17 protein-coding genes and 1 pseudogene are annotated in these 21602 nt (G+C 46.0%); 14 read left to right on the top strand and 4 right to left on the bottom strand.

What is annotated here, in order from left to right; all coding sequences use genetic code 11:
• Positions 1-39 precede the first annotated feature (39 nt).
• The 5 genes from D8S93_RS10680 (at position 40) to gcvA (ending at position 5124) form a co-directional block, all read left to right on the top strand.
• Complete coding sequence (locus D8S93_RS10680) at positions 40-1083, top strand: DUF4118 domain-containing protein (protein ID WP_227483975.1); 1044 nt, start codon at positions 40-42, stop codon at positions 1081-1083.
• Positions 1080-1778, top strand: coding sequence for a response regulator transcription factor (locus D8S93_RS10675; RefSeq protein WP_065645694.1), 699 nt, complete (start codon positions 1080-1082; stop codon positions 1776-1778). The genes D8S93_RS10680 and D8S93_RS10675 overlap by 4 nt, the downstream gene beginning before the upstream one ends.
• A gap of 151 nt (positions 1779-1929) precedes the next feature.
• Positions 1930-2583 carry a potassium channel family protein gene (locus D8S93_RS10670; RefSeq protein WP_152813118.1) on the top strand — a complete coding sequence of 218 codons (654 nt, stop codon included), beginning with the start codon at positions 1930-1932 and terminating at the stop codon, positions 2581-2583.
• A gap of 1 nt (position 2584) precedes the next feature.
• Positions 2585-3949, top strand: coding sequence for a TrkH family potassium uptake protein (locus D8S93_RS10665; protein ID WP_152813116.1), 1365 nt, complete (start codon positions 2585-2587; stop codon positions 3947-3949).
• Positions 3950-4197: 248 nt separating this feature from the next.
• Positions 4198-5124 carry a transcriptional regulator GcvA gene (gene gcvA / locus D8S93_RS10660; protein ID WP_047103923.1) on the top strand — a complete coding sequence of 309 codons (927 nt, stop codon included), beginning with the start codon at positions 4198-4200 and terminating at the stop codon, positions 5122-5124.
• A gap of 92 nt (positions 5125-5216) precedes the next feature.
• Here the strand turns inward: gcvA and D8S93_RS10655 are convergent, their stop codons facing one another.
• Entirely contained in the window at positions 5217-6953 is a 1737-nt protein-coding gene (locus tag D8S93_RS10655) for a BCCT family transporter (protein WP_152813114.1), read from the bottom strand.
• A gap of 319 nt (positions 6954-7272) precedes the next feature.
• Here D8S93_RS10655 and D8S93_RS10650 point away from each other — a divergent pair, with 319 nt between their 5' ends.
• The 7 genes and pseudogenes from D8S93_RS10650 (at position 7273) to D8S93_RS10625 (ending at position 15598) form a co-directional block, all read left to right on the top strand.
• Entirely contained in the window at positions 7273-8460 is a 1188-nt protein-coding gene (locus tag D8S93_RS10650) for an aromatic ring-hydroxylating oxygenase subunit alpha (RefSeq protein ID WP_005392447.1), read from the top strand.
• 1 nt (position 8461) lies between these two features.
• Complete coding sequence (locus tag D8S93_RS10645) at positions 8462-9898, top strand: aldehyde dehydrogenase family protein (protein ID WP_046873799.1); 1437 nt, start codon at positions 8462-8464, stop codon at positions 9896-9898.
• A gap of 142 nt (positions 9899-10040) precedes the next feature.
• Positions 10041-10202 (top strand): annotated as a pseudogene (locus D8S93_RS25020) (rubredoxin); the annotation flags it as partial.
• Positions 10191-11474: an NAD(P)/FAD-dependent oxidoreductase gene (locus D8S93_RS10640; protein ID WP_227483974.1), complete on the top strand. Its 1284-nt coding sequence runs from the start codon at positions 10191-10193 to the stop codon at positions 11472-11474. The pseudogene D8S93_RS25020 and the gene D8S93_RS10640, both read left to right, overlap by 12 nt.
• A 12-nt stretch (positions 11475-11486) precedes the next feature.
• Complete coding sequence (locus D8S93_RS10635; RefSeq protein ID WP_074189840.1) at positions 11487-12803, top strand: NAD(P)/FAD-dependent oxidoreductase; 1317 nt, start codon at positions 11487-11489, stop codon at positions 12801-12803.
• Positions 12800-13150, top strand: a complete 351-nt coding sequence (locus D8S93_RS10630; RefSeq protein WP_025768531.1) for an ethanolamine utilization protein EutQ — start codon at positions 12800-12802, stop codon at positions 13148-13150. Before D8S93_RS10635 ends, D8S93_RS10630 begins: the two co-directional genes overlap by 4 nt.
• 402 nt (positions 13151-13552) lie before the next feature.
• A complete protein-coding gene (locus D8S93_RS10625; protein WP_152813110.1) occupies positions 13553-15598 on the top strand; it encodes an EAL domain-containing protein in 2046 nt (681 codons plus the stop codon).
• Positions 15599-15665: 67 nt separating this feature from the next.
• Here the strand turns inward: D8S93_RS10625 and azu are convergent, their stop codons facing one another.
• The 3 genes from azu to norR form a co-directional block, all read right to left on the bottom strand.
• Positions 15666-16118, bottom strand: coding sequence for an azurin (gene azu / locus D8S93_RS10620; protein WP_005392455.1), 453 nt, complete (start codon positions 16116-16118; stop codon positions 15666-15668).
• Positions 16119-16479: 361 nt separating this feature from the next.
• Entirely contained in the window at positions 16480-17130 is a 651-nt protein-coding gene (locus D8S93_RS10615) for an HAD family hydrolase (protein WP_005392456.1), read from the bottom strand.
• A gap of 88 nt (positions 17131-17218) precedes the next feature.
• Positions 17219-18751 (bottom strand): nitric oxide reductase transcriptional regulator NorR, encoded by a 1533-nt coding sequence (gene norR / locus D8S93_RS10610; protein ID WP_152813108.1) that lies wholly within the window; start codon positions 18749-18751, stop codon positions 17219-17221.
• Between the two features lie 190 nt (positions 18752-18941).
• Between norR and norV the strand changes: the two genes are divergently transcribed.
• Together norV and norW are read left to right on the top strand one after the other, a co-directional pair.
• Positions 18942-20444, top strand: a complete 1503-nt coding sequence (gene norV, locus D8S93_RS10605; protein WP_152813106.1) for an anaerobic nitric oxide reductase flavorubredoxin — start codon at positions 18942-18944, stop codon at positions 20442-20444.
• A 9-nt stretch (positions 20445-20453) separates the two neighbouring features.
• A complete protein-coding gene (gene norW, locus D8S93_RS10600) occupies positions 20454-21602 on the top strand; it encodes an NADH:flavorubredoxin reductase NorW (protein WP_152813104.1) in 1149 nt (382 codons plus the stop codon).

Below are 21602 nucleotides of genomic sequence, written 5' to 3'. Positions count from 1 at the left end.
ATGGGCTTTTGCTAAAGTTTCTGCATCGAATTTTGGTTGATGTACTTTATGTTTGCTCATTGGCGAGATAACACATTTCTCTTTTCTGCCATCGTGATTGTTGGCGCGGTTGTGGCCTCATGGCTGTTGGACCAATTGTTTGGCTCTACAGCTGCGGTCCTGCTGATTTTGCAGTTAGCAGTTGTGGTGGTGGCGTTTCAATGCAACTCGCGATTCGCTTATGCGGCGGCGGTGATCGAAGCGTTGAGCTTCAACTTCTTTTTCACGACGCCTCGTTACTCTTTGCAGATGCTTCGTCCGGAAGACATTTTTAATCTAGTCGTGTTTATGGTGGTGGCATTTATCACCAGCACTTTTGCAGATCTTTATCGTCGCCAGCAGGGCGAGTTAAGACAAACCAAGCTGCAAAACAGCATCCTGCTATCGGTGTCCCATGACCTACGCACGCCGCTGGCAACCATTATTGGAACATTGACCACACTCAACGAGTACATGCCCAAGCTCAATGACTTAGAGCGTAAAGAATTGCTCGACAGTGCGACTTCAGAAAGCCACCGCTTGCATCAATATATCGAGAACCTCTTACAGGCGACTAAGCTCCAGCACGGTACATTAAAAATTACCAAAAAAGACGAGTCGATTGCAGATATTGTTCGGGATGCGGTTTCTCGTTTGCCGAATTACACCGAGAAAGTGTCCATGAATATAGATGATTCCGTTGGTCATTTGTCAGTAAGTCGTTCGCTCATCGAACAAGCGATTTTTAATGTGTTGGATAATGCCATGCGATTTTCACCAGAGAATGAATCTGTTGAGGTTTCACTTTCTAAGCAGGGTTCGTCGTGCGTGATTGATGTTCGGGACATGGGGATTGGCATCAAAGCTGAAGATGCGGAAAAAATATTCAACCTTTTCTATTCCGGCGTGAACAACAAATCGGCCGATTCAGGAACCGGAATGGGACTCGCGGTTGCCAAAGGCATCATCACCGCACACCAAGGAGAGATTCAATCTATGCCAGTATCAGAAGGGACGCTGATCCGCATTCGACTTCCACTCAATCAAGGAGCAGAGCAGGCGTGAGTTACAAAGTTTTAGTCGTGGACGATGAGCCTCGCATTCATACCTTTATTCGAATTTCGCTGTCTGCTGAAGGGTTTGATTACATTGGCGCGAGTACCATTGCAGAAGCCAAAGCGTGTTTCGAAGCGCATTCGCCGCACGTCATTCTGCTAGATTTAGGCTTGCCCGACGGCGATGGGACGGAGTTCCTCACTACGCTTCGTCAGACGTATAAAACGCCAGTGTTAGTGCTGACAGCTCGTGATCAAGAAGAGGAAAAAATCCGCCTTTTAGAAGCGGGCGCGAATGATTACTTGAGCAAGCCTTTTGGCGTAAAAGAGCTCATCGCGCGCATCAAAGTGCTGGTTCGAGATTTGGTGGATGAGCAAGCCGTCGCTGATGAGCTGGTGGCTGGCCGAGTCAAAATCATCAAAAGTACTCACCAATTTTGGTTGGATCAGAGGGAAATTCCACTCACCAAGAAAGAGTTTTCCTTCATTGAACAGTTGATTCTCAAGCCGGGAAAACTCATTGAGCAAACTCATTTGCTATCGGTAATTTGGGGAAAAAGTCATATCGAAGATACTCACTACTTACGCGTGTTAGTGAGTCAACTACGCAAAAAACTGAACGATAGTGCTGACGAACAGCGACTTTTAAAAACCGAGCCGGGGCTGGGTTATCGTTTAGTGCTTGAGACGTCCAAGCACCACTAAATTCCAAATTTAATCAACGTTAATGTCAAGGTTTAGTGCTGGTTGTCGGCACTCGAACAGGATTCGTGTTGCCTATTTTTCGTGACGGAAAATCAGTCTAGCCCTTAACGCATTAGCATTTTCTATACATAAAACACAGTTAGGGATTGATATGGCTCACTTTACAGTAATTGGTTTAGGGCGATTTGGTGTTGCCGCCAGCTTAGAACTTATTCATCTTGGACACACGGTAACGGGGATGGATAGCGACCCGAAAATCGTCGAAAAATACGTCGAAGAGTTAACGCAAGCGGTCATATGTGACGCGACAGACGAAGGTGCACTCAGAGAATTAGCGCTAGCGAACAGTGATGTGGTGTTGGTGGCGATTGGCGAAGACATGCAAGCCAGTTTGTTGTGTACTCTGGCGCTGAAAAATCTGGGTGTGAAATCCATTTGGGTCAAAGCGAGCACCAAAGCGCACCACACCATCGTGTCTAAGCTTGGTGTACAACGCATTATTCATCCGGAAGAGGAGATGGGCGTAAGAGTCGCGCAGGCACTCAACTATCCGATGGTGAACAACTATTTGGAAATAGGGCATGGTTTGTATGTGGTGGAAATCCACGTTAAATCCAATCTGCACGATACGCCGCTTTCTAAGTTGATCAGCCGAGGCAGTTACAACATTCAGCCGATATTGGTGAAGCGCGAAGAAGCCCTCTACACCAATATCAATGATGAGTTTGTGCTTAATGAGTTCGACACGCTGTTGCTTTGTGGTAGTCGCGCGGAGCTGAAATACGTCGCTCCAAGGTTGGTGTAACATGGTTTTGTGGCATCCCTCTATTATCCCAATCGAGCGAAAACCCAAAGCGGGCAAAAAATTGTTGGGCGCACCGCCATTGATACTTAGCCTCAGCTTTGCGTGCTTGATCATTCTTGGCACGGTCTTACTCAAACTGCCGATTGCCACCACAGAGCCCATCACTTGGATTCAAAGCCTGTTTACTGCGACATCGGCCATTACGGTGACGGGATTAGTTGTGGTAGACACGGGCACGGCGTTTACGCCTTTTGGGCAAGTGGTTATTGCTTTCCTGATTCAATGTGGTGGCCTAGGTTTGATGACGTTTGCCATCGTGACCTTGCTGGCTCTGGGCGGAAAAATTGGCTTTTTGGAGCGAGCCGTCGCGAGAGAGGCATTTAACCAAACTGACTCGTCGACATTCATTGCCACCGCTAAATCTGTATTGATGTTCGCTCTGCTTGTTGAACTTATTGGTTTCACTATTTTGAGCGTTTATTGGAGTGAAGAGCTGGGCTGGAAAACCAGTTTGTTCCATGGTTTCTTCTACACCATCAGTGCGTTTAACAATGCAGGTTTTGCGTTAAGTGCAGATAGCTTAATGCCTTACGTGGACGACCCGGTCGTTAACTTCACCATTACCAGTTTGTTCATTATTGGTGGTTTAGGCTTCTCGGTTTGGATTGACTTAAAACGCAATCGCCGTTGGCACCGATTCACCGTTTACAGTCGAATGATGATCTTAGGCACGGTGATCATTAACGTGGTGGCACTTATTGCGATTTACCTGATTGAATATGACAACCCCAACACGCTTGCCCCTTTGAGCGAAGCAGGGAAATGGTGGGCATCGTGGTTTCAAGCGGTGACGCCAAGAACGGCGGGGTTCAATACTTTGGCTATCGATCAGTTGGAAGATGCCACAACGGCGATCATTCTGGTGTTGATGTTTATCGGCGGTGGATCATTGAGCACGGCAAGTGGCATTAAAGTTGTGACATTTATGGTGTTAGTCTTGGCAACTTACAGTTATTTGCGTCGCGATGAAGCAGCCTATGCATTTCAACGTGAGATTCCCAAAGAGACCATCAGCAAGGCATTGGCGCTGACTCTGATCTCGGTGGGCGTGACTTGGTTTGCCATATTCACGCTGTTACTGACAGAGAAAGCGTCTATGTTAGACATTATGTTCGAAGCGGTCTCGGCGCTGGGTACGGTTGGGTTATCGCGAGGCTTAACGGGCAGTTTGTCCGAACCAGGTGAGTTGGTGATCATCTTCATGATGTTTATGGGACGATTAGGGCCTCTTACTTTGGCGTACTTCTTAGCCAGTCCAAGAAAGAAAAAAGCGCGTTACGCGAGCACTAAATTGGCAATAGGGTAAATGGGCTAACTCGGAGAAAATGACCAAAAGGCTAGGCATAAGAGGAGTAACTGCTCCTCTTTTTTGTGCTCTTTGTAGCCACGAAACTGTATACGGTTGCCGCTCTCACAACAATTTATGATTCATCTCTATTTTTTATCATTTATAAATTGTCGTTTTTGAGGTGTTGTCCAGAATGGCATTATCCACGTGCAACATAAGATTGCCGGGAATAAAAATAATTACAATACTGCCTTACTGGAAGATACATGAAAATCAAACCCCTCCCACCTTTAAATAGCCTCGTTGCGTTTGAAGCGTCGGCGCGGCACTTGAGTTTTACGTTAGCCGCTGACGAGCTAAACGTGACCCAAGGTGCTATCAGTCGCCAAATTAGACAATTAGAAGAATACTTAGGCAAGGCTATGTTCACGAGAGCCAATCGAAGCATTAACTTAACGCCTACAGGTCTTCAATATTATCAAGCCGTCAGCCAATCTTTGCTCGATATTGCTCAAATCACGGGTGAAGTGAAGAAGTGGCAGGGCGAACAAAAGATCACGGTTGCGACGACAAACGCAATGGCCGCTTTGTGGTTGTTGCCTAAGGTCGCTCAATTTCAAAATGAACATGATGACATCGATATAAGGATTTTGGCCTCAGATAATGTGTTGGACTTACGCCGATTAGATTGCGATATCGCCTTGTTTTATTGTCGCACTCCACCTGCGGAAATGGATGTGACAACGCTATTTTCAGAAGAAGTATTCCCTGTGTGTAGCCCGCTTTATTTAGAGAAAATCGGCCAGCCTAGTGAGCCAGAAGAAATCTTCAATAAAACGTTACTCTATCTGGAAGAGTCTCAAAGAGATTGGGTGAATTGGGAGCAGTGGTTTGCGAGTGTGGGGTTGCCAAATATTTCGCCTCGTAATCGCATGAACATCAATAACTATCCAATGCTGTTACAAGCGGCAATTAATGGTCAGGGCATCGCGTTAGCCTGGGGGTCATTAGTGGACGACTATTTACAAAGCGGTGCTTTGGTTAGACCAGTCGAACACGTGCTTTCAACACCTTCCAATTTCTCTATGCTTGAACCTAAAAATAGAGGTTTAATCCCAGCAAGCGTCAAGCGTTTTAGAGAGTGGCTTTTGCAACAGTTGCCAGATGAGGTGGGTGATCGAGGTTTAGCCTAAATCAATAAGCAGAGAAAATAACAGAGTTTGGTCATGTTAAAAAAGCGGGAGTACCAGTTCCCGCTTTTTTAATTGATTGATGAAACGACGCACTAACTTAGTACTGGTCCCTGATTAAGTGTGGGATCATCTTTCAGCGAGGATGTTGAAGCGATAGGCTCGGAAGCCACAGTTTTGCTTTCAACAAGCGGTTCAACAGGACCATCAAGTTTCTCTTGCTCTGGGTGAACATGCTCAGGAAGCATTGCCCATGGCTTAGGTTCGCGTCGAATACTATGGAACAGCGTTAAGCTCATCACCGCGATAAAAATCGCGATAGGGAAACCGGCAATAATTGAGGCCGTTTGCATTGCTTTTAACCCTCCTGCATATAGAAGCACTCCCGCAATGGCAGCGATCATGATTCCCCACAATACGCGTATAGACGTAGGAGGCTCACTGTGTCCAGCGGCATCGAGGGTACATAGAACTAAGGTACCTGAGTCAGCGGAGGTAATGAAATAAGTACCGAGTAATAAACACGCAAGCACGCTAAGGAGTTTACCAAACATACCTGTATCTAGGTTGTCGAATAGCGTAAACAAAGCGCGTGTCGTATCAGCTTTAGTCGCTTCAAGAATTGGGCCGCCAGAAAAATCCGCAGGTGGTGTTTGTTTGGCTTCTTGTGCCGCAGTGACTTGCTCTTGATGAGCAACACGAGCGTCTTGCTCTACCTTCAACGCTGCACCACCAAATACTGAAATCCATAAAAACGTGATCAGAGTAGGTACGATTAATGCGCCACCGATAAGTTCACGTATTGTGCGTCCTTTAGAGATACGAGCTACAAACATGCCAACGAAAGGTGCCCAAGTCATCCACCAAGGCCAGTAATAAGCCGTCCACCAGTTTTGCCAGCCAGAGTCATTCTGTGCATCGCTCCATAAGCTCATACCGACAATGTTTTGTGCATAAAGCCCCGTGCTTTCAAGTAGCGTATTTAAGATATAGCGAGTTGGGCCAATATAAAGTACGACCAGCACGAGTGCGAGTGAAAGCAGCATGTTCCATTCTGATAAACGGCGAATACCTTTCCCTACACCAGATAGCACCGACGCAACCGCACAAGTACAAAGGGAAACGATAATAAAGAGTTGAATCCCCAAACTAATGTCTAGACCAAAGGCTTGATTCAAACCAGAGTTTATTTGGATAACTCCCATCCCCAAGGTTTGAGAGATACCGAAAGCAGTCACCGCGACTGTTAGGATATCAACCGTGTGCCCGATAGGCCCATAAATACGATCGCCAATCAAAGGGTACAAGATAGAGCGTAGGGTAAAAGGCAGATCTTTACGGTAGGAAAAGTAAGCTAATGCGAGTGCAACAATGATAAAGACAGACCAAGGATGTAGACCCCAGTGAAAGAATGTCAGTTTCATTGATGTTGTTGCGGCTTCATTGGTCAGGCCTTGAGTAAATGGGTTGTCAGCGTAATGCCACATCGGTTCGGCGACCGACCAGAAAATTAAGCCTATCCCCATGCCTCCGGAAAAAAGCATGGATACCCAAGACAAATAACTAAACTCTGGTTTTTCGTCATCTTTACTCAAACGAATATGTCCATATCGACTAACCATAAGATAAAGAAGAAAACCGACAACGAGTGAAACAAGTCCGATGTAAAACCACTTCATATTCTGCAGCAAAATGCCGGAAATCGTTTCGAAGTATTGACCCGCTTGGTTGGCGAGAATGGCGCAGAAAAGTACAAAACCGATAACGACGATCTTTGATGCGATAGTCACAGTCGGATTGAGTCCTTTCAATATCCCAGATGTTGCTCTCATAGGCATCCCTCACAGTGCGTTTGTTTTAGCGTTATTGTTTGTTGCGTTATTGTTAATTTTTGAAAGAGAGTAGAGAGAGGGCTTTTGTGTTTCAACTGATTAATACTCATCGGTTAATGAGTATTAATCATGACAAGAAGAGCCTTGTTAATTAAAAGGTCATTTTGTTGTTTGAGATCAATGCACGAATGACAAAAACTCATCCAAACCCGGCGAAAAAGTCGTTTGTTTGTTGCTGGCTTGTTAATCAAAATCATCTCCACTAACACAACACGATGTTGTACGCACTGGATGCAACTCGACTCTCGGAGATAAGAATATGAGCAATGTCAACCAAACCATTATTCCTGTTGAACTTGTTGATAATGTACTGAACCCAATCAGTGAAGCAACAGGAATGCCGAATCAGGCCTACACCAGCGAAGAGTATTTTACTTTTGAGCGTGATCAGGTGTTTGGTAACACTTGGGTATGCATTGGTTTTGCATCAGACCTGCTTAAAAATGGCTATGTGATGCCACTTGATTTCATGAATCTTCCACTACTCATGATGAGAAATCGTCAAGGTGAAGTCCAAGTCTTCCACAACGTATGTAGTCATCGTGGTATGAAGCTGGTGCATGAGGCAGGCGAAGTTCAAGGCATGATTCGCTGTCCTTACCATTCATGGACGTACGATCTTGACGGCAATCTAAAAGGCACACCACACATCGGTGGTATCGCAAAACACAAAGATGATCGATTTAAGTGTGAAAAACACGGCCTTAAGCCACTTCGTTCAGCCGTTTGGATGGACATGGTATTCGTTAACTTATCGGGCAATGCAGAAAGCTTTGAAGATCATATCGCGCCACTAGAGCAACGTTGGCAGCAATTCTTAGGTGAAGATGGGTTAGGGCTTCTTCGCCGCGTGAACATGGGTGGCAACTTAGAGATCGAAGTGAAAAGTAACTGGAAGCTTGCCGTAGAAAACTACTGCGAGGCTTACCACTTACCTTGGGTGCATCCGAGTTTGAACAGTTATTCTCGCCTAGAGGATCACTACAACATCATGTTTGCAGAGCGCTTTGCTGGTCAAGGTAGTCTCGCGTACAACCTTTCAGATACAGCAGGAACACACTTACCTAAATTTCCAAGCTGGCCAGAAGATAAGCTGCGTCATGCAGAATACGTTGCACTCTTTCCAAACGTGTTGCTTGGTATTCAAGCCGATCATGCCTTTGCAATGATGATTGAACCAATCACTGCGAATAAGAGTGTTGAGCACCTACGTGTTTTCTATGTGGGTGATGAAGCAACGAAAGATGAGTTTGCTGCGTGTCGTACCGCTACCGTTGAGTCGTGGCGAGTCGTGTTCGGCGAAGATATTGGAGCGGTCGAAGGTATGCAGGAAGGTCGTTACTCACCTGGCTTTAGTGGTGGCGTGTTCTCACCAGAAATGGATGTTCCGACGCATTTCTTCCAAACCTGGTTGGCAAAGCAAGTGAAAGCGGCACTGGAGCAGTAAGATGATGCATTACCTTAATTATATTGATGGTGAATGGTGCGATTCAGAGCAAGCGCTGACCGTCATGAATCCTGGCACAGCCGAAGCGTATGCGACGATTGCAGAAGCCACTATCACCGATGCCGATCGCGCAATGGCAGCGGCACGCCGAGTGGTCAATCAAGGCCTTCTTTCGGACGTTCGTCCAGCCGTCAGAACCGAGTGGATGTTAAAAGCCGCCGCAGCTATTCGTGAAATGGTTGATGAAGGTGGGTTAGTTGCCTGTCGTGAAAATGGGAAATCTTTGCAAGATGCCAAAGATGAGTTTTTAGAGTCGGCACGTTACTTTGAATACTACGCAGGCATGGCCGACAAGCTGGAAGGCACGTCAATTCCGTTGGGTAAAGACTATGTCGACTTCACTCAATATGTGCCGTTTGGCGTGTCGGTGCAGATTGTGCCGTGGAATTTCCCTGTCTCTATTTGTGCACGCTCATTGGCACCTGCATTAGCCGCAGGTAACGCAGTAGTGATCAAATCGCCAGAGATTTCCCCACTTGCCATGACGCTGTTGATTCAAGCGATTGAAAAAGCGGGCTTCCCGAAAGGTACGATTAACCTTCTATGCGGTAAAGGCTCAGTCGTTGGCAGTCATTTGGTGCAGCACCAAGAGGTCGATCAAATTGTCTTTACGGGTTCCGTTCCAACCGGCCAACGCATCCTGCAAGATTCAGCGCAACGCGCTACTCCATCGGTGATGGAGCTGGGTGGTAAATCGGCTGCTATCGCGCTGAAAGATGCGAACCTCGAAACACTTTTGAAAAGCGTTCAGGTCGGTATTTTCTTTAACGCTGGTCAAGTGTGTTCGGCAATGTCTCGTTTGCTGATTCAAAAAGAGCGTTATGAAGAAGTAAAAGCGGCAGTAGTGGAAATGGCAAAAAGCCTAACCATTGGCCAAGGCGAAAGCCAGCCGGACATCACACCGTTGGTATCTGCTGATCAACAAGCACGCGTGCTTGAAATGATAGAACAAGCAAAAGCCGACGGCGCAAACATCCTGACGGGTGGCTACGCACCTGATCTATCGGGTTACTTTGTGGCACCAACAGTGATTGAAGCCACGCCAGATATGCGCATTGCACAAGAAGAAGTGTTTGGTCCTGTATTGGTGATTACACCGTTTGAAACTGAGCAAGAAGCAATCGAGATCGCGAATGGCACCGATTTTGGCCTGGTTGCTGGTGTCTTTGGTGAAAGCCTAAACCAAACATTGCGTGTGGCGCAGCAACTGCGTGGTGGGCAAGTGTTCATCAATGAATGGTTTGCTGGTGGTATCGAAACACCATTTGGTGGCGTGGGCTTGTCCGGTTTTGGGCGAGAAAAAGGACAAGAAGCGATTTATAGCTATGTCCAGACACGCAATATTGCCATTCGTTTGCAGCAAGACAGCAACGTATAGCTACCGTGTAACTTGATTTTCATCACCTCGCACCGGCTTGGATTTCAGACCACAAGCTAGGGCGAGGTTGATGGAATCGCTACAAATCTGACAGCGGTTTGTAAACACGGAAATTCTGAACAAGGTAGTTGGAGTAAAAGTGATGAGAAAGTGGCTCTGTATTATTTGCGGCTTAATCTATGATGAAGCACAAGGTTGGCCATCCGATGGCATTGCACCAGGAACAGCATGGGAAGATGTGCCGGATGATTGGTTATGTCCTGACTGTTTAGTGGGTAAGGCCGATTTTGAAATGATCGAAATTACCGATGATGCGCCAGTAGAAGAGGTCGCGGCAGTGTCTTCGGTGTCGGTAGGATCGTCTGTTCAGCCAAATGCGGCTCAGCCACTTCCATCTGAAGTCACTCAGCCTATATTTTCAGCTGACCCTATCGTTATCATCGGTAGTGGCCACAGTGGTTACCAGTTGGCAGCGGCACTTAGAGCGCAATCTGAAACGGTTGCTATCACCGTCTTTACCGCTGATGATGGCGCACTGTACAGCAAGCCTGCCTTGTCTAATGCACTGGTCATGAATAAAGACGGCGACGCGCTACAAAGTGAAAGCGCGTTGGAGTGGGAAAGCCGTCTCAATATCCGCGTTTACCCGCATACCCGCGTTGAACATATCGATCGTGCCAATTCAACGCTACATACCTCCATCGGTAAATACGCCTACAGTCGCTTGGTACTGGCAACAGGTGCATCACCGATTGAAATCCCAATTGAGGGCGATCGCTCTTGTGTTATGAGTGTGAACGACTTAGTTGATTACCGGCGTTTCAGAGCGGAGCTGCAAGACAAAAAGCGCATCGCAATCCTAGGTGATGGCTTAATTGGCTGTGAGTTCGCGAATGACCTGATCGAAAGCGGTTATGAAGTAACAGTTATCGGGTTAGGTCAATGGCCAATGGAGCGTTTGATCCCGCAACAGTTGGGTGAATCATTACAAAGTGCACTTGCAGATCGAGGCGTGCAATGGGCTCTACAAGACAGTATCGCCAGAATCGAGCCAAGGTCCGAATCAAGCGCGGTTTTGCATCTAAACAGTGGCAAGCAGATTGAAGCAGACCTAGTGCTAAGCGCGGTTGGGCTCAAGCCCAATGTATCGCTGGCTGAGCAAGCAGGCCTCGAAGTGGGCCGCGGCATTAAAGTGAATCAATTCGGCCAGACGAGTGATGAGAATATTTACTCGCTAGGCGACTGTGTTGAAACGGAGCAAGGTTGGCAGCCGTATATTGCGCCGATTAATCAAATGATTCCTTCCGTAGCGAAAAGCTTGCTAGGCGATGTCGCGTCAATCTCGTTAACGCCAACTCCTGTGATTGTAAAAACGCCGATTCTTCCACTCACTATTTTCCCGGTTGCCCCGAACGAACTGGGACAATGGTACATCGAGAGTCAGGCAGATGAATTGACCGCTGCGTTTTATTCTCCTGAGGGAACGATGCTTGGCTTTGCGTTGCTAGGAAGAAAAGTACAGTCATTACGTAGTCCTTGGCTAGATCAATTGTCATTGAAACTTTCAGCAGCGTAACGGAGAAAGAAGATGATTCATTTACCCAATGATGATGCAACATGTGGTTGGTACCATGCGTTGCCAAGTATTGCAGAAAAACCAGCGTTAAAAGGTAAACAAACTGCTGACTATGCCGTGCTAGGTGCCGGTTTCGCTGGACTAGCTATGGCAAGACGTTTAGCTGAGCTTCAGCCTAACGCACGAATTATACTGATTGATGCGCAACGTATCGGCCAAGGGGCGTCAGGGAGAAATTCGGGCTTTGTGATCGATTTGCCTCATAAGTTTTCACTTGAGCATCCCGATCCTGAGCACAAACAAAAGTTATTATCGCTCAACCGTTCTGCGATTGCTCAGCTAGACACTTTAGTGTCGAAGCACAGTATTTCTTGTCAGTGGTCAGCAAAGGGCAAATATCAAGGAGCCGTAGGGGCGCGCGGTGAAGCGTATCTCGATCACTTTGAGCACCTAATGAAAGACCTTGGCGAACCATACTTCCATGTTAATGGCAGTGAGCTGGCGAAAGTCTTAGGGACAAATTACTACAGCCGCGCAATTTACACGCCAGGTGGTTATTTAATGCAACCTGCTGCTCTGGTGCGTGGGCTAGGGGAAAGCCTTCCAGAGAATGTCGAGGTGTTAGAAAACTCGCCAATCCGCAAACTCAGTAAAGAAAACGGTTACTGGGTATTACATGGAGATAGTGGTTCTGTTGAAACCACTGAACTGTTACTTGGCACCAGCATTTTTACTCGTGAGTTTGGTTACCTTAAAAACAGATTACTGCCAGTGATGACGTTTGCAAGCTGGACGCGTCCATTGACCGACGCAGAAATGCAACGATACGGAGGTGAGCTGAATTGGGGTTTAACTCCAGCAGATCATGCGGGAACGACGTTACGTATGACCGCCGATCGACGTATTTTGATCCGAAATACTTACAAACACGTGCCGAAATATGGCTCAAGCATGAACGATAAAGTCAGAGAGCAAATCCGAGACGATCATCGTCAAGTCTTTTTGGCGCGTTACCCCGAGCTGGCCGACGTACCATTTACTCACACATGGGGTGGGGTATATGCCATCTCTCGTAACTTTACTAACTTTTTTGGTCAATTAGATGAAGGTGTTTATGCCAGCGCTTGTGACAATGGTGTTGGTGCTGCGTGGGGAACCATTTCTGGAACGCTGTTAGCTGACTATGTCGTTGGTGCGACATCTAAATCATTGGATGACATACAGCAAGTGACAGGAATGCCTTGTTTGAATCCGCCAGAGCCTTTTTTAGGCATGGGAGTAAAAACGCGTATCCAATTAGCAAAATGGCAAAGCCGGAGTGAGTTATGAAGCAAGTCAAACTCGTTGATAGTAAAAACCTAGATTTTAATGTTCGTGGTGATACGCCGGGAATGGCGTACGTAGCCCGAGCGTTAAGCCCAGAAATCTCACCAAACATTGGCGTAGGCTTTGCTAAATGGGAAGGCGCTCAAGTGGCTTGGACGGTGCTTTATGATGAGGTTATTTTTGTGATTGAAGGCTGTTTCGAGTTGACCGCAAACGGTGAGACACATTTTGTGCACCCAGGTCAAATGCTGTGGATCCCGGAAGGAACCGAGCTAGTTTATGGTGGGCATGCTCTATTCGGCTACGTGGTTCATCCAGGAAACTGGAAAGAGCTACACGGGATTGAATGATTTGTTTTACAGACGAGACAACGACTTGAAGTTCTACTCGTGTTAAATCAAAAATCGTTCACAGTGTATGTGAGCCAAATCAACTCGCCCGTCAAGGGCATGTCACCGAAGCCTCCTTCTTGAAGTCATTAGGGTATATACATCAGTTTTAACGATAGCCATATCGAGATGCTTGGTATGGCTTTTATCGTTAAGGATAATAATCTCATTGGATCAAGGGGTATATAATCGTTAAATTGCACTTGCGACATCTTTGCGCTGTGACTGGCAATTCAAACTATTGTTTTAGCCAATAGAAACACTAAAAATTATCCACCAAATAATACGTTACTGAGTCTGGCCGTTGCATTTACGGCTGCCTATTTCGCAGCCGATGATTATTACTTAATATAAGAACTCACCATGCACACTCGTCGTGAACGCGTACTTGATCCCTTTCATCGTCTAACGGTATTTACAGATAAATGGCGACTTGGATCTAAATCTTATCTTACTGATCTCGCTTCTATTGCCTTATTGCTGTTACCGCTGACGCTATCTAACGCACTTGCCATCTTTCTTGGTCACGCTTCTAGAATCCTAGGGGTGTCAGAGGTTTCTCAGTTATTGTTCCATCTTTCTGATATTTTAATCAACTTGTATCCCACAGCGTTTTGCATTGTGGCTGGTTACTATTTATCGCATAAAGTGAACGTGTCGAGCGCGATTATCATCATTTATTCGTTGGTCATGTTCTATTTAATTTCAATAGAGAATGACAGCCTTTCTAGTAATTACATGTTGCCGAATAACCCGTTATTAGCACTCTTTAGTGCAACGGTGTCATACGTTTATTGTAAAAGTTTCCGAATTGAGCTGCTTGATCCTCAAGCAATGGACTTCTCTTCTCGTCTTTTTAAAGATGTCTTACATTTTTTCGTATTCGTTTTATTTGCGGTTAGCTTATCTCATGTCACCGCAGCGGTGATGGATGCTTTTACTACAACAGTGGCTGGACTTAACTTTGATCCGCTGACGTTCACAGGAGGATTATTTTATCAATCCATCTTGAGCTTATTAGGAGCGGCGGGCATTAATGGTCACAACATGTTGTTTGCCATCAAGCAGCAAATATACGCTGCGACCGAAGCCAACATGGCTGCTTGGCAAACAGGCGAAGCGTCGCTTAACGTTATTAGCCAAGGTTTTTACGACGCATTTTTATCCATGGGCGGGTCAGGGAATAGCATCAGTTTACTCCTGTGTCTGTTATTGTTCGCTAAAGAGCGCAATCATATTTTACTGGCGTTAGCGGCAGCACCATTGGTGATGTTCAACATCAATGAAGTGCTGCTATTTGGGTTGCCTATCATCTTTAATCCTATTCTGGTCGTCCCATTTGTATTAGTGCCGCTGGTAAGTTTTATCATCACCTACTGCGCAATTGCTTCCGGCTTAATTGCGCCTGTTGAAAATATTGTGAACTGGATGACACCGCCTCTGTTGAGTGGTTATGTTGCAATGGGGCATCAGGTACAGGGGGCGATACTTCAACTGGTGGTGATTGCGATTGGTGTACTAATTTATCGACCTTTTTATCTAGCCTATGCAGGCAAATATGTGGGGCAGCTTGGTGTAAGTAATACTTACAATGGTTTAGAACAATCCCTATTTAAATCACTACTCAGTAGTGTGAAAGATGCGAACACATCGAGTATCAGCAAGTCATCCGCGCAGAAACGTTTAACTTCCATTCTTCGTGAAGGCGAGTTGGTGATGTTTTATCAAAAGCAGCACTCAACAAAGGATGCGGAACAGTATTCTTACGAAGCGCTTATTCGATATAAAGATGAAGATGGAAACTTACTTTCACCAACGTTTATTGAAGATTTTCATCGGTTAGATGCCATGCCACTGCTCGATAAACTAGTACTCGAAAAGGTGTTGTCGGATATGAAGGAAATGGGATTATCTGAGCAGCGAAGAGTGGCCATTAATGTTTCTGTTGCTACCATTCAACAAGTGGATTTTGTTCAGCATTTACAAGGCAGGTTGGTCTATTTTGGAATCCCGGCTGAATGGCTTGAAATTGAAATTACTGAAGAAGCCGTATTAGACAATGAAGTTTCTTTAACTAACACCATGAAAGCTCTACAGAGTATGGGAGTTCGTATCACAATGGATGATTTTGGTACGGGCTACGCATCGTTTCCTCATTTGTTCAAGTATCCATTTAACAAGATTAAGCTAGACAGATCGCTGCTATTGGACGCTAACGATCATCGTGGACGTCAACTGTATCGATTGGTTGCTAAGTTAGGACATATTGCAAATTGCGAGGTCGTAGCGGAAGGGGTGGAAACGCAGTCTGACTATGACTTTGTGCGGTCAAGTGGGGTTGATAAAGTTCAAGGGTTTTACTTAGCAAGACCTGTACCTTTGGATGAGATTATCCATCGACGTGCCTAACTAAGGTGCAATAAAAAGGGAAGCGATGGCTTCCCTATAGTGAGTCTTGTTTTGACTTAGTTAGCTCTTATTTGAACTCAAATTTACCCTGCATGATCGCCCAGTGACCAGGGAACGAGCAGAAGAATGAGTAGTCGCCGCCAGCTTTCATTTTTTCAGTGCTGAAAGTAATGCTGGTGCTTTCACCGCCGCCAATCACTTTTGTGTGAGCGTATACACGGTCGTCATTTGGCTTCACGTAATTGTTTTCTGCACCTGCTGCCATGCCGTCCGTACCTACTGCTTGTAGATTAGCGGTATCTGCGATAACGACGTTGTGACCCATTGATTGTGCAGGCATTTTACCTGTGTGGTTTAGCGTCAGTTTTACTTCTTTACAAGTGGCTGGAACGCTCAGTGTTTTAGTAGAAAACTGCATCATATCGTTAGCATCTAGGGACACTTCACACTCGGCACTGGCTTGGGCACCAAAGCTCATTCCTACTAATGCGAAGGTTGCTGCTAATAAACGTAAAGACATATAACACTCTCCATTTTATATTTTGGGCTGACTTGGATTAATCTCATCCAATAGTTCTCATTATCAGCCAATTTTCACTCGAAAAACGTGCTTCAAGCGGTATATTGACGTTTTGTTGCAAAGTTGTACTGGTTAGTTCCACTATTTGATCACTCATAGGCCCTATTTCATGCGATGGCGTGAGGTAAATCAAAAAAGAAAGGAACACGCCCCGTACAGAGATAAGGTCTATCTATTAAGCCTTTGGAGCAGTATCTTGGCATTTATTAGAAGTAGATTAGAGAAGGTGAGAGGAGAGGCTCAAGCATAAAAAAGCTCAGCCAAATTGCTGAGCTTTAACAGTTAGAGCGGCAGTTGACGTTTAGCGATTTTGCTTCAACGCATCTAACGCTTCATGTAATGACGGCACGATGGAATGACCAAATTGTTTTACCTCTTCGCAAGGTTCAACTAAATCCGGAATCTGATAAGTAACCATATTCGCTGCCACCGCTGCGCGAACACCGTTATTGGAATCTTCAAAGGCCAAACATTGGCTTGGTTCTACATCCAGACGATTCGCTGCCAACAAATAGATTTCTGGATCGGGTTTACCGTGGTTTACCTCGCAGCCTGTGGTGAGGTTGTCGAAGTACTTACTCAAACCCGCTAATTCCAGTTTGATTTTCGCCACCTCTTTTGCCGTAGAAGTCGCTACTGCGATTGGTAAGCCTTGTGCTTTCAGCCATTCTAGCAGCTCAACAACACCATTTTTCACTGGGATGGCTTGGTGTTTGACGACAGCATTGTAACGAGTACGCCATTCATGATGCAGGCGGTCTAGGTTCTCACCGTAGGCTTTGCGGAAAATTGCTTCAATACCTGCCGCATTACGACCAATGATCGACAGGTAAACATCTTCATAAAACGGAAGGTTTTGGACTTCACATGCTTCTTGGAAAATACGCATACAGACGCGCTCAGTATCAAGGAGCAAACCATCCATATCAAAAATAGCAGCTTGGTAGTTCATTACATTACAGCCTTTTCGATTGTGATGGTGCATTTTGACATAAGCGAGATAGATTTTCTTGCGGAATTCAAACCGTCCGTATCCTTTTTTACTTTATACCTAGCCGTTTGGCTAAGCGATGTAAATTACCATTATCGAGTTCTAACTGACGTGCTGTTGCAGCCCAGTTTCCTTGATTCTGCTCTAGTGCTTTTACAATCATGGCTTTTTGGAAGGTGTCAGTGGCTTGCTTTAAACCAGCGTCTGACAGTTCAAATGAAGAGCTAGGTATACCTGACTCTTCAGTGGTGGGCTGATTGTTCGACGCTTTGATATCGAAATCTTGTTCCACCAATTTGATATCCAGCGATTGAGTTCTAGCTTTGGCAAGCACGCCCGCTCGTTTGATGACGTGTTCCAGTTCACGCACGTTGCCCGGCCAAGAGTAATCTTTAAGTGCTTGAACTAGAGTGGGAGAGAGTCGAACACTGTTCAGCCCCAACTTGCTGCGTAGTTGCTCTGCAAAGAAACCAGCCAGTAGCACGACATCGTCTTCACGTTCACGAAGTGGAGGGACATGAAGAGGGAATACACTCAAACGGTGGTACAAATCTGCTCTGAAACGGCCAGCTTTTACTTCTTCATGCAGAACACGGTTCGTTGCCGCCACAATGCGTGTGTTGACTCGAATATGGCGGTCATCACCCACACGTTGGATGTCGCCGTATTGGAGAGCTCGAAGTAACTTAGCTTGCAGTTCTAACGACAGTTCGCCGACTTCATCCAAAAACAGTGTGCCGCCGTCGGCTTGCTCGAACTTACCCTTGCGATTACTGATAGCACCAGTAAAAGCGCCTTTGATATGACCAAAAAGCTCACTCTCTGCGACAGACTCCGGTAACGCGGCACAGTTTAAGTACACCAAGGTATTATTGGCTCGGTGAGAGCGATGATGAATTGCGTTTGCGACGAGCTCTTTACCAACCCCTGTTTCACCCATTATCAACACAGATAGTTCGGTATCTGCCACCGCATCGATTTGCTCTTGAAGTGCTTTCATCCCAGCTGATTTGCCAATGATTTCGTTGCTCAAGGTGCGTTTCTCAGTGTAAGACTCACGTGGCAAGCTTGCTTGTGTTTCTAACTGCTCCAGTAGTAGAGCAGTGTGCAAGCCCCCCGCGGCTAACGCACTTACAAAGCGTAGTTCTTGATTGAGTAAACCATCGAACTGATTCGGGTCGAAGGCATCAATAGTGATCGCGCCAATCAATTGATCGTCGATCAACAAAGGGAGACCAATACATGAATGGACGTGCAGATTGTCGTCGTGGTTCGGAATTAACCCGTCATAGGGATCGGGTAAGTCGCTATTCGATGGAAACCGTACGATATCGCCAGCACGTGCAATGGCTTCCAATCTAGGGTGTTGGTTTATAGAAAAACGGCGTCCCAATACTTCCTTTGCTAAACCATTTATAGCCAGCGGCTTAAAGTGCTGATCTTCATACAAAAGAAGAGCAGAAGCATCACATTTTAATATCTCGCGAATCGTTGTTAATAAGGTATCAAATCGAGCTTGCCGAGTGAGCGCTGAATTTAGGTCTTGCGTGATGTGTAGCCATTGCGCGATTAAAGAAGTCATAGCCAATACCAATTGTGTCAATATGACTATTGTAGTGTCTTAATGACAATTTTCAACTGTGTCTAAATGACAGTTGTTGAAGTTGTATTTTAATTAAATTATTGAACTATATAGCAATTAAAAGTTGGCATGCCCAGTGCATTACAAGAAGAAATTATTTTTGTTTATCCCGTCATTCAAGGTAGTAATCATGACAATTCACGTAAAAAACAACATCCACTGGGTAGGTCAACGCGATTGGGAAGTTCAAGACTTCCACGGTACAGAATACAAAATGACAAAAGGTACCAGCTACAACAGTTATCTAATTCGTGAAGAAAAAACGGTGCTGATCGATACGGTCGATCATCGATTCAGCCAGCAATTTATCCAGAACCTAGAAATGGAAATCGATCTTAAGACGATCGATTTTATCGTCGTGAACCATGCAGAAGAAGATCACTCAGGCGCATTGTCTGCATTGATGGAGAAGATTCCGAACACGCCAATTTACTGTACGGAAGCGGCGATTGATTCGATTGTTGGCCATCACCATCATCCCGAATGGAACTTTAAAACGGTAAAAACGGGCGACAGCATCGATATTGGTAACGGTAAACAACTGGTATTTGTAGAAGCGCCGATGCTGCATTGGCCAGACAGCATGATGACATACCTAACTGGCGATGCAGCGTTATTCAGTAACGACGCATTTGGTCAGCACTACTGCGATGAACGCTTATTCAATGATGAAGTGGATCAAAATGAGTTGATGGAACAGTGTCTGCGTTACTACTCCAACATCTTAACGCCGTTCAGCAGCTTGGTAACAGCCAAAATCAAAGAAGTACTGAGCTTCAACTTACCTGTCGACATGATTGCAACTTCACACGGTATTGTATGGCGCGATAACCCAGTTCAAATCATCGAGCAATATTTGGAATGGGCGAATAACTACCAAGAAGATCGTATTACCATCTTCTACGATTCTATGTCGAACAATACCCGAATGATGGCGGACGCGATTGCACAGGGCATTCACGATGTCGACCCGGGTGTCGCGGTTAAAGTCTTCAATGTGTCTAAGCACGATAAGAATGAAATTCTCGCCAATGTGTTCCGCTCAAAAGGCATCTTGGTTGGTTCGTCTACCATGAATAACGTCATGATGCCGAAGATTGCTGGCATGCTGGAGGAGATCACAGGTCTTCGTTTTAAAGCCAAGAAAGCCGCTGCCTTTGGTAGTTATGGCTGGAATGGTGGTGCGGTAGACCGTATCCACGCACGGTTGACCGACGCGGGTTTTGAAACGGCAGTCAGCCTGAAAACTAAATGGCGACCAGATGGTAAAGCGATGCGTGAGTGTCGTGAACATGGCAAGAGCATCGCGAAATTGTGGGCGAAACATTCACTAACAAGCCCTGTTGCGTCTCCGATGATGGCTGCGTCTGCACCGCAAGTTCAATCACAGCCCGTTGTACAAGTAGAAACGCAAGCCGTGGTCGAAAGGGAGCTTATTAATCCAAGCTCAGAAGTACATCCATCAGATTGCCAGTGCATGATTTGCACCGTTTGTAACTGGGTGTATGACCCTGCTCAGGGTGAGCCTAATCAAGGAATTGAAGCGGGTACCACGTGGTCAGACGTTCCGGACTACTTCCTCTGCCCTGAATGTCACTTGGGTAAAGATGTATTTGTTGAGTTCAAGGGGTAAGGAGCTGTGATGCAAGCACCAATTGTAATCATAGGCAGTGGCTTTGCTGCCTATCAACTGGTTAAAACTGTGCGTCGAATGGATGCACAGGTGTCAATTCAAGTATTCACCGCTGATGACGGTGCGGAGTATAACAAGCCCGATTTGAGCCATGTGTTCAGTAGAAAACAGACCGCGGGGGATCTGGTGGTAAAAACGGGAGAAGCGTTTGCTCAAGAGCATCATATCGAATTATTAACCCACACTAAAATTGATAGTGTGGATACGCAAGCCCAACAAGTGGTAGCAGATGGACAAGTTTATGCGTACTCCAAACTGATTTTTGCAACGGGCGCGAAAGCCTTTGTTCCTCCAATGCGAGGTGATGCTTCTGGCGATGTCCTAACGCTCAATTCGTTACAAGAGTATCAGCTCGCAGAAGAGCGAATCAGTCAAGCAAAGCGCGTAATGGTTATCGGTGGTGGTTTGATTGGCGTTGAGATTGCAATGGATATTGCGAGCAGCGGTAAAGCCGTTACGGTGGTTGAATCAAACCAACGCTTGCTTGCCAATCTTATTCCTGAGTTTGTGGCGTTGCCTCTGGAAAGCCAACTTAAGCAGCAAGGCATTCAACTGGCGTTGGGAAATGGGGTTGTTGAGGTGAATCGTACCGCCGATTCGTTGGTAGCGACTTTGAACAGCGGTGAAGTGAGCGAGATTGATGTAGTGATTTCTGCCGCTGGCTTGCGTTCAAACACTCAATTAGCGAATGCTTGTGGACTAGAGGTTGGGAAAGGCATTGCTGTCGACGCTAAGCTGCAGACTTCTGCGAACAATGTATTCGCTCTGGGCGATTGCGCCGAGATACAAGGGCGCATGCTTCCATACCTTCAGCCAATCGTGTTGAGCGCTAATGTTTTAGGTAAGCAGTTGCTTGGGCAGGAAGCGCAATTGAAGTTGCCGCCAATGATGGTAAAAGTCAAAACGCCGAGTTACCCAATTCAGCTTGCCGGGGACTTCAGTGCTGTCGCGAATTGGAATGTGCAGATTTCTCAATCTGGCATCGTGGCAAAAGCTGAAAATGAACAAAGCATATTGACTGGGTTTGTTGTGACGGGCGAGCAAGTGGCTCAGGCTTTTCCGTTACTGCGTGAACTGTCTCAAGTCGCGCAATCGTAA

This window comes from Vibrio sp. VGrn 2, assembly GCF_009361695.1.
GTDB classification, from domain to species: Bacteria; Pseudomonadota; Gammaproteobacteria; order Enterobacterales; family Vibrionaceae; genus Vibrio; species Vibrio diabolicus.
Note: the sequence above shows the minus strand (reverse complement) of the source record. Positions and strands in the feature narration are given on the sequence as shown.

Coding starts and splice junctions, on each gene's coding strand:
- D8S93_RS10680 (WP_227483975.1), top strand. CDS start 40: ATGTACTTTATGTTTGCTCATTGGCGAGATAACACATTTCTCTTTTCT.
- D8S93_RS10670 (WP_152813118.1), top strand. CDS start 1,930: ATGGCTCACTTTACAGTAATTGGTTTAGGGCGATTTGGTGTTGCCGCC.
- D8S93_RS10665 (WP_152813116.1), top strand. CDS start 2,585: ATGGTTTTGTGGCATCCCTCTATTATCCCAATCGAGCGAAAACCCAAA.
- gcvA (WP_047103923.1), top strand. CDS start 4,198: ATGAAAATCAAACCCCTCCCACCTTTAAATAGCCTCGTTGCGTTTGAA.
- D8S93_RS10655 (WP_152813114.1), bottom strand. CDS start 6,953: ATGAGAGCAACATCTGGGATATTGAAAGGACTCAATCCGACTGTGACT.
- D8S93_RS10650 (WP_005392447.1), top strand. CDS start 7,273: ATGAGCAATGTCAACCAAACCATTATTCCTGTTGAACTTGTTGATAAT.
- D8S93_RS10645 (WP_046873799.1), top strand. CDS start 8,462: ATGATGCATTACCTTAATTATATTGATGGTGAATGGTGCGATTCAGAG.
- D8S93_RS10640 (WP_227483974.1), top strand. CDS start 10,191: ATGATCGAAATTACCGATGATGCGCCAGTAGAAGAGGTCGCGGCAGTG.
- D8S93_RS10635 (WP_074189840.1), top strand. CDS start 11,487: ATGATTCATTTACCCAATGATGATGCAACATGTGGTTGGTACCATGCG.
- D8S93_RS10630 (WP_025768531.1), top strand. CDS start 12,800: ATGAAGCAAGTCAAACTCGTTGATAGTAAAAACCTAGATTTTAATGTT.
- D8S93_RS10625 (WP_152813110.1), top strand. CDS start 13,553: ATGCACACTCGTCGTGAACGCGTACTTGATCCCTTTCATCGTCTAACG.
- azu (WP_005392455.1), bottom strand. CDS start 16,118: ATGTCTTTACGTTTATTAGCAGCAACCTTCGCATTAGTAGGAATGAGC.
- D8S93_RS10615 (WP_005392456.1), bottom strand. CDS start 17,130: ATGAACTACCAAGCTGCTATTTTTGATATGGATGGTTTGCTCCTTGAT.
- norR (WP_152813108.1), bottom strand. CDS start 18,751: ATGACTTCTTTAATCGCGCAATGGCTACACATCACGCAAGACCTAAAT.
- norV (WP_152813106.1), top strand. CDS start 18,942: ATGACAATTCACGTAAAAAACAACATCCACTGGGTAGGTCAACGCGAT.
- norW (WP_152813104.1), top strand. CDS start 20,454: ATGCAAGCACCAATTGTAATCATAGGCAGTGGCTTTGCTGCCTATCAA.